Below are 12302 nucleotides of genomic sequence, written 5' to 3'. Positions count from 1 at the left end.
CTTTCAGTGCTCCCCTCATTCCGCTTCCCCGTCGGTCGGGACCAGGGCCCATATCCGGCGCAGCGGCAGTGTGGTCCTGATCTCCTCGGGCAAACGGTCGTATACGGACAGCAGGGCGTCCATGACCTCGGCCCGGCCCCAGAGGCGCACACGGAAATAGAGGTCGTTCGTCCGTTGGCGCACCGCCTGCGTGAAGCCGCTCCAGCTCACCAGAAGGCCGTAGTCGGCGTGGGTGTCCTGAACCGACCCGAGCAAGCTCTGCAGCGTCGGCTGGTCGGCAACGATCCCGCCCGACTTGACCTGGACGACGAGCAGCGGCCGATCGAAGCCGAGCGTGCCCTGGCCCGCGACGATGTCGACGCCCTTGTCGCTGCCGGGAGGGCTAACTCGAGCCTGAAAGCCCTGAGCCTTCAAGATTTCCGCTATCAGCTGGGTGAATGCATGGCCCGAGAAGCTGGCGGCCACGCTGCGCTCGATCTGGTCTTGCGCGTTGATGGCAAGGTCGACCGACTCCTCGGGCTCAGCACCGGCATCAAGGATCCCCGATGTCTTCTTCGGGAGCGTCGTCGCCAAGGGACCCGGGTCTTTACCTGCTTTCGCAGCCGCCAAGATCCGCTCCGCGGCTTCATTCCGGGCAATCTCGCAGACCGTCTGTGAGGCGCCCAAGCTGTAGAGCAAGTCTTGCTTGATCGCATCGCGAGGCAAGTCCGTTCGCAACCACTTGACCTTCAGTGCAGGCCGGCCGTCATCGGTTCGACGATATCCCTCGACCACCTCCCCAACGGCGACCTGGCCGGTAGTCTTCAGCGGGGTGACAGTGAGGTCGCCTATCCGGATCTCGTTGCGCAGCTGGTTCAGCTGAACCGCCCAGTTCTGCAGCGTTCCGCTCTTCTCGGTCGGGTACGCCGCCTCGACCGCGCCCAAGATCGCCTGTCTGTCCTGGAGCGGAGCAAGGTCGGCCGTGATCCAACCGGTCGCAAGCTCCCCTGTCGCGAGTGCGTGAGCTTCCTGCTCGCCGAACTTTCCCAACCGGACCATCCAAAGGCGTTTCATGACGCTCCCACCGATCTCCTGCACTCCGCGCTGGGCTTCACTGTAGCGGATCACGTTAATGGAACTGTGCCTGTCGACGTGAACGGCGGGACTGCGCAGCGAGAAGGGCCGTGGGCTTGATCACGCCCGGTAGCCGACGAGGACGGCGCCGGCGGCTATGAGCGTCACGCCCGCCCAGTTCACGGCCGACAGCCGCTCGCCGAGGAACAGGGCCGCGAAGATCGCGACGAGCACGACGCTGAGCTTGTCGATCGGCGCGACCCGCGCCGCATCGCCGAGCTGCAGCGCGCGGAAGTAGCAGAGCCACGACGCGCCGGTCGCCATGCCGGACAGCACGAGGAAAAGCCAGGTCCGGCCCGAGATCGTGGAGGGTTGCTGCCATTTTCCGGCGACTGCGACGATCGTCGCCGAGACGAGGAGGATCACGACGGTCCGCACCATCGTGGCGAAATCGGAGTCCACGCCGCTCACCCCGATCTTCGCGAAGATTGCGGTGAGCGCCGCGAAGGCCGCGGAGGCGAGCGCCCAGAACAGCCAGGGCGAGGGGAATGCGTGCGTCACGGCGTGCCTCCAGGTTCAGCCGATGGCGAGCAGGCGGCGCGTGGCTGCCGCGCTGCGGGGAAGTCGCACGCATCATAGGGCGAATCCGCCCTGATGGACGAGACGTGCCAAAGCCGGCTTCCGTTTGCGTCCCTCCCGCTCGAAAACGTCGGCGGCGGACACTAGATAGGCTGCGGTTTCCCAGATGCGCCGCTGCTTCTCCGGCGGGGCCGATCCGGATCGGGTGTGGATTTGCTGCAGCGGTTCCTGAGCTATGGCGGGCTGGAAGGGTGGATCGACCCGCTCCGGCCGGCGCCCGTCGAACAGCCGCCGGCGACGCTCGTCCGCTTCTACCGCCATTTCCTCGCGCCGCTGAAGGGCCTGATCGCGGCGACGCTCGCGGTGTCGTTCGTCGCCTCCATCATCGAGCTGTCGCTCTTCGCCTTCCTCGGCTCGCTGGTCGACCGGATGGCGGCGGGCACGCAGGCGACCTTCATCTCGGAGAATGCCGGGCTGCTCGTCTTCATGAGCCTGGTCCTGCTCATCGGCCGCCCGCTCTTCACCGTGCTCTCGCGCGGGCTCGTGACGCTCGCCATCACGCCGAGCCTCTCCACGCTCGTTCGCTGGCAGAGCTACCGCTACGTGCTGCGCCAGAGCCTCGGCTTCTTCCAGAACGACTATGCCGGCCGCATCAGCCAGAAGGTCATGCAGACCGGCATGGCGATCCGCGAGAGCGTGGTGAACGTCATCGACGGCGTCTGGTACCTCCTCATCTACCTCGCCGGCACCTTCGCCATGCTCGCCGGCTTCGACTGGCGGCTGTTCCTGCCGCTCGTCGGCTGGATGATCGCCTATGCGATCGTGATCGCGACGCTGGTGCCGCCGGTGCGCGAGCGCGCCGCCGCGATGTCGGAGGCGAATTCGGGCCTCACCGGCCGGGTCGTCGACGGCTTCACCAACATCCTGTCGGTCAAGCTCTTCGCCCATGCCGACCGCGAGGAGAGCTTCGGGCGCGAGGCGTTCAGCCGCCAGCTCGAGGCGGCGCGCGCCATGAACCGGACGATCCTGACGATGACGGCGGCGCTCACCGTCATCAACTCGGTCTTCATCTTCGCGCTCGCGGCGCTGTCGGTGTGGCTGTGGACGCAGGGGCAGGTGACGCTCGGCGCGATCGCGACGGCCAACGCGCTGTCGCTCCGGCTCAACCAGATGTCGGGCTGGATCCTGCGCTCGATCACCTCGCTCTTCGAGAGCGTCGGCACGGTGGAGAACGGCATCGCCACGATCGCCCAGCCGAACGGGCTGCCCGACCGGCCGAACGCCGCGCCGCTGGTGGTCCGCTCCGGCGCGATCGCGTTCGAGCGCGTGAACTTCCGCTATCCGGAGGGCGGCCGCGTCATCAGGGACCTGTCGCTGTCGATCCGCCCGGGCGAGCGCGTCGGGCTGGTCGGGCCGTCCGGGGCGGGCAAGTCGACCATCGTCAACCTGCTCCTGCGCTTCTACGGCCTGGAAAGCGGCAGCATCCGGATCGACGGGCAGGACCTCGCGGGCGTCACGCAGGATTCGCTGCGGGCGGCAATCGGGGTCGTCACGCAGGACACCTCGCTCCTGCACCGCTCGGTGCGCGACAACATCCGCTACGGGCGCCCGAACGCGAGCGAAGAGGAGATCCGCGCCGCGGCCGCGGCCGCCAAGGCGGACGAGTTCATCGCCGGCCTGGTCGATCCGCGCGGCCGCACCGGCTACGACGCCTATGTCGGCGAGCGCGGCGTGAAGCTCTCCGGCGGCCAGCGCCAGCGCATCGCGATCGCCCGGGTGATCCTGAAGGACGCGCCGATCCTCGTCCTCGACGAGGCGACGGCGGCGCTCGATTCGGAGGTGGAGGCCGCGATCCAGGAGAGCCTCGCCGACCTGATGGCCGGCAAGACCGTGGTTGCGATCGCCCATCGGCTCTCCACGATCGCCGCGATGGACCGGCTGGTGGTGCTCGACGACGGCCGCATCGTGGAGGAGGGGCGGCACGCCGACCTCCTGCGCAGCGACGGCCTCTATGCCCGCCTCTGGGAGCGGCAGTCCGGCGGCTTCCTCGCCGCCGAGGCCGACGGGCGGCTCGCTTTGGTCTGAGCCGCGGCCGCCCGATTCCTCTTGCGGCGGAAAACTTGCGACATTCTGGCATTCCGCCGCGGCCTCGACTGGACACCTTTTTTGAACGGTGACAAAAGGCCTGCGGCGGAAGGCAGCCGTCGCGCCGCGGGCGTTCGGCTGGCCGATCCGATCTTCCCCGGAAGCCGCCGATGACGACGCCGGTTGCGCCGACCTGGTCGGCGATACGCGAGAGGGTGAGCTTTGGCTGACACGACGACCCATCCGATAACCGCAGCGCCAGAGGCCAAGCACATCGAGCCGCACGAGGTGGGCGCGCCGACCCGGCGGGACTTCCTCCTGATCGCGACCGGCGCCTTCGCCGCCGTCGGCGCGGCCGCGGCGGTCTGGCCCTTCATCGACCAGATGAACCCCGATGCCGCCTCGCTGGCGCTCGCCTCGGTGGAGGTCGACATCTCCTCGATCCAGCCCGGCCAGTCGATCACGGTGATGTGGCGCGGCAAGCCGGTCTTCATCCGCAACCGCACGGAAGCGGAGATGGAGGAGGCGCGCAGCGTGCCCCTCGGCGACCTGAAGGACCCGCTGGCGCGCAACGAGAACGTCGATGCCAGCGCGCCGGCGACGGACGAGAACCGCGCGCCGGCGGGCTACGAGCAGTGGCTCGTCATGGTCGGCATCTGCACCCATCTCGGCTGCGTGCCGCTCGGGCAGCAGGGCGATTACGGCGGCTGGTTCTGCCCCTGCCACGGCTCGCACTACGACACGGCGGGCCGCATCCGCCGGGGACCGGCGCCGGAGAACCTCCTCGTCCCGACGCTCTCCTTCGTGGACGACACCACCATCCGCATCGGCTGATCCGCCCGACGAGAGCCCCGACCATGCACGATCATTTTCCCCGCTATCAGCCGAAGACCGCCGTCGGCCGGTGGTTCGATGCCCGGATGCCGGCGACCCGGCTCCTCTACGATTCCTTCGTCGCCTACCCGATCCCGCGCAACCTCAACTACTGGTACACGTTCGGCGGCATCCTCAGCGTCATGCTGATCGTGCAGATCCTGACCGGCGTCGTCCTCGCCATGCACTACGTGCCGAGCGCGGACATGGCGTTCGAGTCGGTCGAGAAGATCATGCGCGACGTGAACTACGGCTGGCTGCTGCGCTACCTGCACGCCAACGGCGCCTCGATGTTCTTCATCGCGGTCTACATCCACATGTTCCGGGGCATGTATTACGGCTCGTACAAGGAGCCGCGCGAGCTCCTGTGGATCCTCGGCGTCATCATCTTCCTCCTGATGATGGCGACGGCCTTCATGGGCTACGTGCTGCCGTGGGGCCAGATGAGCTTCTGGGGCGCGACGGTCATCACCAACCTGTTCTCCGCGATCCCGCTCGTCGGAAACTCGATCGTGACTTGGCTGTGGGGCGGCTTCGCGGTCGGCGACCCGACCCTCAACCGCTTCTTCTCGCTGCACTACCTGCTGCCGTTCATGATCGCCGGCGTGGTCATCCTGCACGTCTGGGCGCTGCACGTGACCGGGCAGACGAACCCGACCGGGATCGAGGTGAAGTCGAAGCAGGACGTCGTGCCGTTCACGCCGCACGCGACGATCAAGGACGGCTTCGCGCTGGTGCTGTTCTTCATCCTGTTCGCCTGGTTCGTGTTCTACCAGCCGAACTTCCTCGGCCACCCGGACAATTACGTGAAGGCGAACCCGCTGGTGACGCCGGCGCACATCGTGCCGGAATGGTACTTCCTGCCGTTCTACGCGATCCTCCGGGCCATTCCGTCCAAGCTCGGCGGGGTGATCGCGATGTTCGCCTCGATCGCGATCCTCTTCGTGCTGCCGTGGCTCGACACGTCGCGGGTGCGCTCGGCGAACTACCGGCCGCTCTACCGGCAGTTCTTCTGGATCCTGGTCCTGGTCTGCATCGGCCTCGGCTGGCTCGGCGCGAAGCCGGCGGAGGGCGGCTACGTCATCGCGGCGCGGATCCTCACCGCCTATTACTTCCTCCACTTCCTCGTCATCCTTCCGCTTCTCGGCCTGTTCGAGACGCCGAAGCCGCGGCCGGCCTCGATCGCCGATGCGGTGCTCAGCAAGAAGGGCGGCGGTCCGTTCAGGCCAGCAGGCGCGCCGGCTTCGCCGGACACCAGGGGCTGACATGGCAAAAGGACAGGGCAGAGCTCAGATGAGAACAATGATTGGCCGGATCGCGGCCGCGGCCGTCCTCTCCTTCGCGGCCGCTTCCTTCGCCATCCCGCCGGTCCAGGCGGCGGAAGAGGAGGGCGGCACGGTCCATTACCCGCTCCGTCAGCCGCGGCAGATGAACTGGACCTTCGACGGCCCGTTCGGCGCCTTCGACCCGGCCCAGCTCCAGCGCGGCTTCCAGGTCTATCGCGAGGTCTGCGCGGCGTGCCATTCGATGGAGTTCGTCGCCTTCCGCACGCTCGGCTCCAGCAAGGGCCCGCATTTCAGCGAGGAGGCCGTGAGGGCGCTCGCCGCGGAATACCAGATCACCGACGGGCCGGACGAGAACGGCGACATGTTCGAGCGGCCCGGCACCCCGGCCGACCGCATCCCGCCGCCCTATCCGAACGAGCAGGCGGCGCGCGCGGCGAACGGCGGCGCCCATCCGCCCGACCTCTCGCTGATCGCCAAGGCCCGCACCGTGGAGCGCGGCTTTCCGACCTTCGTGCTCGATGCCGTCACGCAGTACCAGGAGGCGGGGCCGAACTACCTCTACTCGCTCCTGACCGGCTACGTGGATCCGCCCGAGGGCGTCGAGGTCCGCGACGGCCTCTACTACAATCCGTATTTCGTGGCGGGCGACCAGCTCGCCATGCCGCCGCCGCTCTCCGACGGGCAGATCACCTACGCCCAGAACGAGGACGACAACCCGGCGAACGACGTGCCGGAGACGGTCGACCAATATGCGAGGGACGTGACCGCCTTCATGGTCTGGGCGGCCGAGCCGCACATGGTGGAGCGGAAGAGCATGGGCTTCACCGTCATGATCTTCCTCATCATCTTTGCCGGCCTCGTCTACTACACCAAGCGCAAGGTCTGGGAGGCGGTCGAGCACTGAGCCGGCCGCGACGGTTTCAGAAAAAGGCGGGCCAAGGCCCGCCTTTTTCGTTTCGGCCCGTTGCTCGTGCGCCGCTCGATTGCATGGAGCGGCCGCCCCGACGGGCCTTGCCCTGCGGTGCCGAGGTCGGCATTGCTGGCGCGGGCCAGAGGTTTGGGGGAGACAGGCATGCAATCGGTTCTCGGCTTCATCGGCGGCTCCGGCTTCTACGACCTGCCCGGCCTCACCGCCCCCGAATGGCGGCATGTGGAGAGCCCCTGGGGCGAGCCGTCGGACGCCATCCTCTTCGCCGAGCTCGACGGCCTGCCGGTCCGGTTCCTGCCGCGCCACGGCCGCGGCCACGTCCATTCGCCCACCGACATCAACTACCGCGCCAACATCGACGCTCTGAAGCGGGCGGGGGTGACCGACCTCGTCTCCGTTTCGGCGTGCGGGTCGCTGAGGGACGACCTCTCGCCGGGCATGATCGTGCTCGTCGAGCAGTTCATCGACCGCACCTTCGCGCGCGAGAAGAGCTTCTTCGGCAAGGGCTGCGTCGCCCACGTCTCGATGGCGCATCCGGTCAGCCCGCGGCTCGTCGAGCGGATCGCCGCCGCGGCGGACGCCGAGGGCATCCGCTACCATTGGGGCGGCACCTACATCACCATGGAAGGCCCGCAATTCTCGTCCCGCGCCGAGAGCGAGCTCTACCGCTCCTGGGGCTGCGACGTCATCGGGATGACCAACATGCCCGAGGCGAAGCTCGCCCGCGAGGCCGAGATCTCCTATGCGAGCGTGGCGATGGTGACCGACTACGATTGCTGGCATCCCGAGCACGGCAATGTCGACGTGCAGGACATCCTGCGCGTGCTCGCCGACAACCGGGACAAGGGCCAGCGCCTGCTGGTGCGCCTGGCGCGCGCCTTTCCCCGGGAGCGCGAGGCGTGCCCGGTCGGCTCCGACCGAGCGCTGGAGCACGCATTGATGACCGCCCCCGACAAGCGCGACCCGGCGTTGCTCGCCAAGCTCGACGCGGTCGCCGGCCGGGTCCTCGCGCGCGGCGGCTGACGGTCTACATGCGCCACATCCCGTCCATCATCAGCCCCATCCCGCCGAAGATCGTGCCGAACACCGCCATGATCAGGATCACGATCAGGAACACGACGAAATAGGCGGGGATGGCGGCGAGCGTGAACTTGATGAAGATCGCCACCAGCCGCCAGAACGGGATGTCGATGTCGGTGATGGTGATGCGTCTGTCCTCGCCGTTCATGGCTCTGCCTCCTGCATTGCAGCAGCGGCAGGCTCGCACTGCGGCCCCGGCTGCGCAACGGAGGAACCCTGATGAAGCCGGTCGACCAGAGCCTGCAGTCCTCGATCCGGACGATCCCCGACTACCCAAAGGCGGGCATCCTGTTCCGCGACATCACCACGCTGCTCGGCGATCCGCGCGCGTTCCGCCGCGCCGTCGACGAACTGGTTCACCCCTGGGCGGGGTCGAAGATCGACAAGGTCGCCGGGATCGAGGCGCGCGGCTTCATCCTCGGCGGGGCCGTGGCGCACCAGCTCTCGGCCGGCTTCGTGCCGATCCGCAAGCGGGGCAAGCTGCCGCACGACACCGTGCGGATCGCCTATTCGCTCGAATACGGGCTCGACGAGATGGAGATGCACCGGGATGCGATCGCGCCCGGCGAGCGGACGATCCTGGTCGACGACCTGATCGCGACCGGCGGCACCGCCGAGGCGGCCGTGAAGCTCATTCAGGGGATCGGAGCGGAGGTGGTCGCCGCGATCTTCGTCATTGACCTGCCGGATCTCGGCGGCGCAAAGCGGATCGAGGCGCTGGGCGTGCCGGTGAGGACGCTCGTCGCCTTCGAGGGTCACTGATCGGCGGTCTGCGCATCGTCCGCCCCGAGCGGTTCGGGCACACGCCGCTCGATGAAGTTGTGCGCGCGGAACGACAGCACCAGCTCGCCGCGCTGGTTGCGCCCGGTGTTCTGGAAGGTGACGAGACCCCAGCCGGGCCGCGACCGGCTCGGGCGCTTCGCCGCGATCTCGCGCTCGAACGTGACCGTGTCGCCGGGATGGACCGGGTTCGGCCAGGCGAGCGCATCGAAACCAGGGGAGGGTCCCTTCGTCGCAATCGGCACGCCGGCGGCGCGCAGTTCCTCCGTCCAGCGCTGCAGGTCGAGCACGTTGAGCTTCATCCAGATCGAGGCGGTGTGCCAGCCGGACGCGACGAGCCGCCCGAAATGGCTCTGCTCGGCGGCCGCCTCGTCGATGTGGAAGGGCTGCGGATCGAAGGCGGCCGCGAAGCGCTTGATGTCCGCCGCCGTGAAGGTGTGCGATCCGAGCACGCGCCGCGTGCCGACCTCGATGTCCTCGAAATAGTTCATGGCGCGTCCCGCCGGGCGAACATGATCGGGCATTCCACGACGAGGACGGCCTCGCCGCGGGCGTTCTCCACCTCGTGCCGGAAGCGGACGAAGCCACGGTCCGGCCGGGACCGCGACGCGCGGACGTCGATCACCACGGAGCGGCCGGCGAGGACGTCGCCTGGCCGCACGGGCCGGAGCCATTTCAGGCTGTCGACTCCGGGGCCGCCCATCGAAGCGGTCCGGTGCAGCCAGCCGTGCTGGATCATGCGCATCATGATCGCCGCCGTGTGCCAGCCGGAGGCGGCGAGGCCGCCGAGCAGCGATGCCGCGCCGGCCGCCTCGTCCATGTGGAAGGGCTGCGGGTCGAACTCGGTCGCGAAGGCCAGGATCTCGGCACGGCTCATCGTGTGCGGGCCGAAGGCGTAGACCTGCCCGGCTTCGAAATCCTCGAAGTGAATGAGCGACATGAGCCACCGGCCTCCCGTGTTCAGATAGGCGCGACCGGGACGCCGGCGCAAGCGTCCGGCGCGTCGGGTCAGGTGTTGAACTTGAAGAGCATGACGTCGCCGTCCTGGACGATGTACTCCTTGCCCTCGTCGCGCGCCTTGCCGGCTTCCTTGGCCGCGGTCTCGCCGCCGAGCTTCACGTAGTCCTCGAAGCGGATGGTCTGGGCGCGGATGAAGCCGCGCTCGAAATCGGTGTGGATGACGCCGGCCGCCTGCGGCGCCTTCGCTCCCTTCGCGACCGTCCAGGCGCGCGCCTCCTTCGGCCCGGCCGTGAAGAAGGTGATCAGCCCGAGCAGCTCGTAGCCGGCGCGGATCAGCCGGTCGAGGCCGGGCTCCTCGAGGCCGAGGGCGGCCATGTATTCCTGCTGCTCGTCGTCGGAGAGCTGGGCGAGCTCGGCCTCGATCGCGGCGGAGATCACGACGAAGCCCGCGCCTTCGGCCTCAGCCTTCGCCCGCACGCGCTCGGTCTCCGCGTTGCCGGTCGCCGCGTCCGCCTCCGCGACGTTGCAGACATAGAGGACGGGCTTGGCAGTCAGCAGGGTCAGCCCTTCGAGCACGCGCGCCTCCTCCGGCGACAGCCCGGCGCGGATGGTGCGGACGGGCTCGCCCTCCTGCAGCGCGGCGAGCGCCTTCTCCATCACCGGCAGGACGGCGAGCGCCTCCTTGTCCTTGACGGAGGCGCGCTTGCGGAACGGCTGGATGCGGCGCTCCAGGCTCTCCAGGTCGGCGAGCATGAGCTCGGTCTCCACCGTGTCCGCGTCGGCGATCGGATCGACCCGGCCCTCGACATGGGTGATGTCCTCGTCCTCGAAGCAGCGCAGGACGTGGGCGATCGCGTCCACCTCGCGGATGTTGGCGAGGAACTGGTTGCCGAGGCCCTCGCCCTTCGAGGCACCGCGGACGAGCCCGGCGATGTCGACGAAGGTGAGCCGCGTCGGCACGATCTGCTGCGAGCCGGCGACCCTGGCGAGGTCCTTCAGGCGCGGGTCGGGCACGGCGACCTCGCCGGTGTTCGGCTCGATCGTGCAGAAGGGATAATTGGCGGCCTGCGCGGCGGCCGTCCTGGTGAGCGCGTTGAAGAGGGTCGACTTGCCGACGTTCGGCAGGCCGACGATGCCGCAGCGGAAACCCATCCTAATCTCCGGGTAAGGTCAGTGCCATGCAAGAGCGGCCGGTCGTGCGCGATCGGCCACCGCTCGAAATCTAGCCGTTTCGCCCCAGGAGCTTCTTCAACCCCTCGGCGAGCGCGCCGCCGACGCCCTTTCCGGGCGGCGAGGCTTCCGGAGCGGCCGCTTCCCGGCCGGGCTCGCGCGGCTGCTTCCGCGGCTCGCGCGCTTCCCCGCCATCGCCTCCCGTCGCCAGGTGGACGCGGTTCATGAAGGTGGAATCCCCGCCGCGGGCGAGGAGCGGGGCGTTGTCGGCGACCGCCCCCAGGAGCGGCTGGAGCCAGTCCTGGTCGTCCCTGGCGAAATCGTGCAGCACGTAGCCGTGGACGAGCTCCTTGCGGCCGGGATGGCCGATGCCGAGCCGCATCCGCCGATATTCCTTGCCGATATGGGAATCGAGCGAACGCAGGCCGTTGTGCCCGCCGTGGCCGCCGCCGGTCTTCATCCGCAGCTTGCCCGGCGGCAGGTCGAGGTCGTCGTGGATCACGACGACGTCCGGGAGCCCGAGCTTGTAGAAGCGCATGGCCTGGCCGACCGAGCGGCCGGATTCGTTCATGTAGGTGGCGGGCTTCAGCACGAGCGCCTTCTCGCCGTCGAGCACGCCCTCGGCGATCTCGCCCTCGAAGCGCGCGCGCCAGGGCGCGAAGCGATGGCGGCGGGCGATCTCGTCCGCCGCCATGAAGCCGATATTGTGCCGGTTGCCGGCGTAGCGGCGGCCGGGATTGCCGAGCCCGACGATGAGCAGCATCGGCGCCTCCGGCCGCGCGGCTCAGGCCTCGCTCTCGCCGCCTTCGGCCTCGCCCTCGGCGCCCTCTTCCTCGACCTCGCGCAGGACCGCCGGCGCGGCGATCGTGGCGATCGTGAAGTCGCGGTCGGTGATGGTCGGGCGCACGCCTTCCGGCAGCGTCACGTGCGAGATGTGGATCGAATCACCGATGTCGAGCCCGGCGAGGTCGGCCGTGAGGGCATCCGGGATCGCGTCGGCCGGCACGACGAGCTCGACCGCGTGGCGGACGACGTTCAGCACGCCGCCGCGCTTGATGCCGCGCGACTTCTCGTCGTTGATGAAGTGCACCGGCACCTCGAGCACCAGCGTGGCGCCTTCCGCGACGCGCAGGAAGTCGACATGGACCGGGAAGTCCTTGACCGGGTCGAGGCTGTAATCCTTCGGGATCACCCGGATCCGCTCGCCCGCGACGTCGAGCGTGGCGATGGTGGTGAGGAAACCGCCGCCGTGGATCTTCTTGGTCACTTCGTTCGCCGACAGCGCGATCGGGATCGGCGGCTTCTTGTCGCCGTAGATGACGGCCGGGATCTTGCCCTCGCGGCGCACGGCCCGGGCAGCCCCCTTGCCGACCCGGTCGCGCACCTCGGCCTTGAGCTCGTAGGTCTCGCTCATGGTGCACTCCTGAAAGTTGAAACGAGAAATGGCCGCTCGCGCGGCCATGCGGGCGCGAGGCCTCCAAGGGTGCCTGCGCGCGGCCTGCTTATAG

At 68.6% G+C, this 12302-nt stretch carries 14 protein-coding genes; 6 read left to right on the top strand and 8 right to left on the bottom strand.

Annotation, left to right across the window (positions count from 1 at the left end; translation table 11 throughout):
* Positions 1-15: 15 nt before the first annotated feature.
* Positions 16-1107, bottom strand: a complete 1092-nt coding sequence (locus tag ACUN0C_RS09980) for a restriction endonuclease (RefSeq protein ID WP_445466205.1) — start codon at positions 1105-1107, stop codon at positions 16-18.
* Between the two features lie 66 nt (positions 1108-1173).
* Positions 1174-1614, bottom strand: coding sequence for an EamA family transporter (locus tag ACUN0C_RS09975; protein ID WP_445466204.1), 441 nt, complete (start codon positions 1612-1614; stop codon positions 1174-1176).
* Between the two features lie 225 nt (positions 1615-1839).
* Here ACUN0C_RS09975 and ACUN0C_RS09970 point away from each other — a divergent pair, with 225 nt between their 5' ends.
* The 5 genes from ACUN0C_RS09970 (at position 1840) to ACUN0C_RS09950 (ending at position 7827) form a co-directional block, all read left to right on the top strand.
* Entirely contained in the window at positions 1840-3717 is a 1878-nt protein-coding gene (locus tag ACUN0C_RS09970; RefSeq protein WP_445466203.1) for an ABC transporter ATP-binding protein, read from the top strand.
* Positions 3718-3990: 273 nt separating this feature from the next.
* The gene (petA, locus tag ACUN0C_RS09965; protein WP_445466525.1) at positions 3991-4551 is read left to right on the top strand and encodes a ubiquinol-cytochrome c reductase iron-sulfur subunit; all 561 of its coding nucleotides are present in this window, start codon (positions 3991-3993) and stop codon (positions 4549-4551) included.
* 23 nt (positions 4552-4574) lie between these two features.
* Positions 4575-5855: a cytochrome b gene (locus ACUN0C_RS09960; RefSeq protein WP_445466202.1), complete on the top strand. Its 1281-nt coding sequence runs from the start codon at positions 4575-4577 to the stop codon at positions 5853-5855.
* A 28-nt stretch (positions 5856-5883) separates the two neighbouring features.
* The gene (locus tag ACUN0C_RS09955) at positions 5884-6780 is read left to right on the top strand and encodes a cytochrome c1 (protein ID WP_445466201.1); all 897 of its coding nucleotides are present in this window, start codon (positions 5884-5886) and stop codon (positions 6778-6780) included.
* A 168-nt stretch (positions 6781-6948) separates the two neighbouring features.
* The gene (locus tag ACUN0C_RS09950) at positions 6949-7827 is read left to right on the top strand and encodes an S-methyl-5'-thioadenosine phosphorylase (protein WP_445466200.1); all 879 of its coding nucleotides are present in this window, start codon (positions 6949-6951) and stop codon (positions 7825-7827) included.
* A gap of 4 nt (positions 7828-7831) precedes the next feature.
* Here the strand turns inward: ACUN0C_RS09950 and ACUN0C_RS09945 are convergent, their stop codons facing one another.
* Positions 7832-8032: a hypothetical protein gene (locus ACUN0C_RS09945; RefSeq protein WP_445466199.1), complete on the bottom strand. Its 201-nt coding sequence runs from the start codon at positions 8030-8032 to the stop codon at positions 7832-7834.
* 71 nt (positions 8033-8103) lie between these two features.
* Between ACUN0C_RS09945 and ACUN0C_RS09940 the strand changes: the two genes are divergently transcribed.
* Positions 8104-8646, top strand: a complete 543-nt coding sequence (locus ACUN0C_RS09940; RefSeq protein ID WP_445466198.1) for an adenine phosphoribosyltransferase — start codon at positions 8104-8106, stop codon at positions 8644-8646.
* On the opposite strand, the gene ACUN0C_RS09935 is transcribed toward ACUN0C_RS09940, so the two are convergent.
* The 5 genes from ACUN0C_RS09935 to ACUN0C_RS09915 form a co-directional block, all read right to left on the bottom strand.
* A complete protein-coding gene (locus tag ACUN0C_RS09935; RefSeq protein WP_445466197.1) occupies positions 8640-9155 on the bottom strand; it encodes a MaoC family dehydratase in 516 nt (171 codons plus the stop codon). The genes ACUN0C_RS09940 and ACUN0C_RS09935 overlap by 7 nt on opposite strands.
* Positions 9152-9604, bottom strand: a complete 453-nt coding sequence (locus ACUN0C_RS09930) for a MaoC family dehydratase (RefSeq protein WP_445466196.1) — start codon at positions 9602-9604, stop codon at positions 9152-9154. Before ACUN0C_RS09930 ends, ACUN0C_RS09935 begins: the two co-directional genes overlap by 4 nt.
* 68 nt (positions 9605-9672) lie before the next feature.
* Positions 9673-10776: a redox-regulated ATPase YchF gene (ychF, locus tag ACUN0C_RS09925; protein ID WP_445466195.1), complete on the bottom strand. Its 1104-nt coding sequence runs from the start codon at positions 10774-10776 to the stop codon at positions 9673-9675.
* A 70-nt stretch (positions 10777-10846) separates the two neighbouring features.
* On the bottom strand, positions 10847-11557 hold the full coding sequence (pth, locus tag ACUN0C_RS09920; RefSeq protein WP_445466194.1) for an aminoacyl-tRNA hydrolase: 711 nt from the start codon (positions 11555-11557) through the stop codon (positions 10847-10849).
* Between the two features lie 21 nt (positions 11558-11578).
* Positions 11579-12208 (bottom strand): 50S ribosomal protein L25/general stress protein Ctc, encoded by a 630-nt coding sequence (locus tag ACUN0C_RS09915; RefSeq protein ID WP_445466193.1) that lies wholly within the window; start codon positions 12206-12208, stop codon positions 11579-11581.
* Positions 12209-12302 lie beyond the last annotated feature (94 nt).

The organism is Faunimonas sp. B44 (assembly GCF_052655945.1).
This window is presented reverse-complemented; position numbering and strand designations above follow the sequence as displayed.

Excerpts from the sequence above, each read along its gene's own strand:
- ACUN0C_RS09930 (WP_445466196.1), bottom strand. The coding sequence starts at position 9,604 with ATGTCGCTCATTCACTTCGAGGATTTCGAAGCCGGGCAGGTCTACGCC.
- ACUN0C_RS09945 (WP_445466199.1), bottom strand. The coding sequence starts at position 8,032 with ATGAACGGCGAGGACAGACGCATCACCATCACCGACATCGACATCCCG.
- pth (WP_445466194.1), bottom strand. The coding sequence starts at position 11,557 with ATGCTGCTCATCGTCGGGCTCGGCAATCCCGGCCGCCGCTACGCCGGC.
- ychF (WP_445466195.1), bottom strand. The coding sequence starts at position 10,776 with ATGGGTTTCCGCTGCGGCATCGTCGGCCTGCCGAACGTCGGCAAGTCG.
- ACUN0C_RS09955 (WP_445466201.1), top strand. The coding sequence starts at position 5,884 with ATGAGAACAATGATTGGCCGGATCGCGGCCGCGGCCGTCCTCTCCTTC.
- ACUN0C_RS09915 (WP_445466193.1), bottom strand. The coding sequence starts at position 12,208 with ATGAGCGAGACCTACGAGCTCAAGGCCGAGGTGCGCGACCGGGTCGGC.
- ACUN0C_RS09960 (WP_445466202.1), top strand. The coding sequence starts at position 4,575 with ATGCACGATCATTTTCCCCGCTATCAGCCGAAGACCGCCGTCGGCCGG.
- ACUN0C_RS09940 (WP_445466198.1), top strand. The coding sequence starts at position 8,104 with ATGAAGCCGGTCGACCAGAGCCTGCAGTCCTCGATCCGGACGATCCCC.
- ACUN0C_RS09950 (WP_445466200.1), top strand. The coding sequence starts at position 6,949 with ATGCAATCGGTTCTCGGCTTCATCGGCGGCTCCGGCTTCTACGACCTG.
- ACUN0C_RS09935 (WP_445466197.1), bottom strand. The coding sequence starts at position 9,155 with ATGAACTATTTCGAGGACATCGAGGTCGGCACGCGGCGCGTGCTCGGA.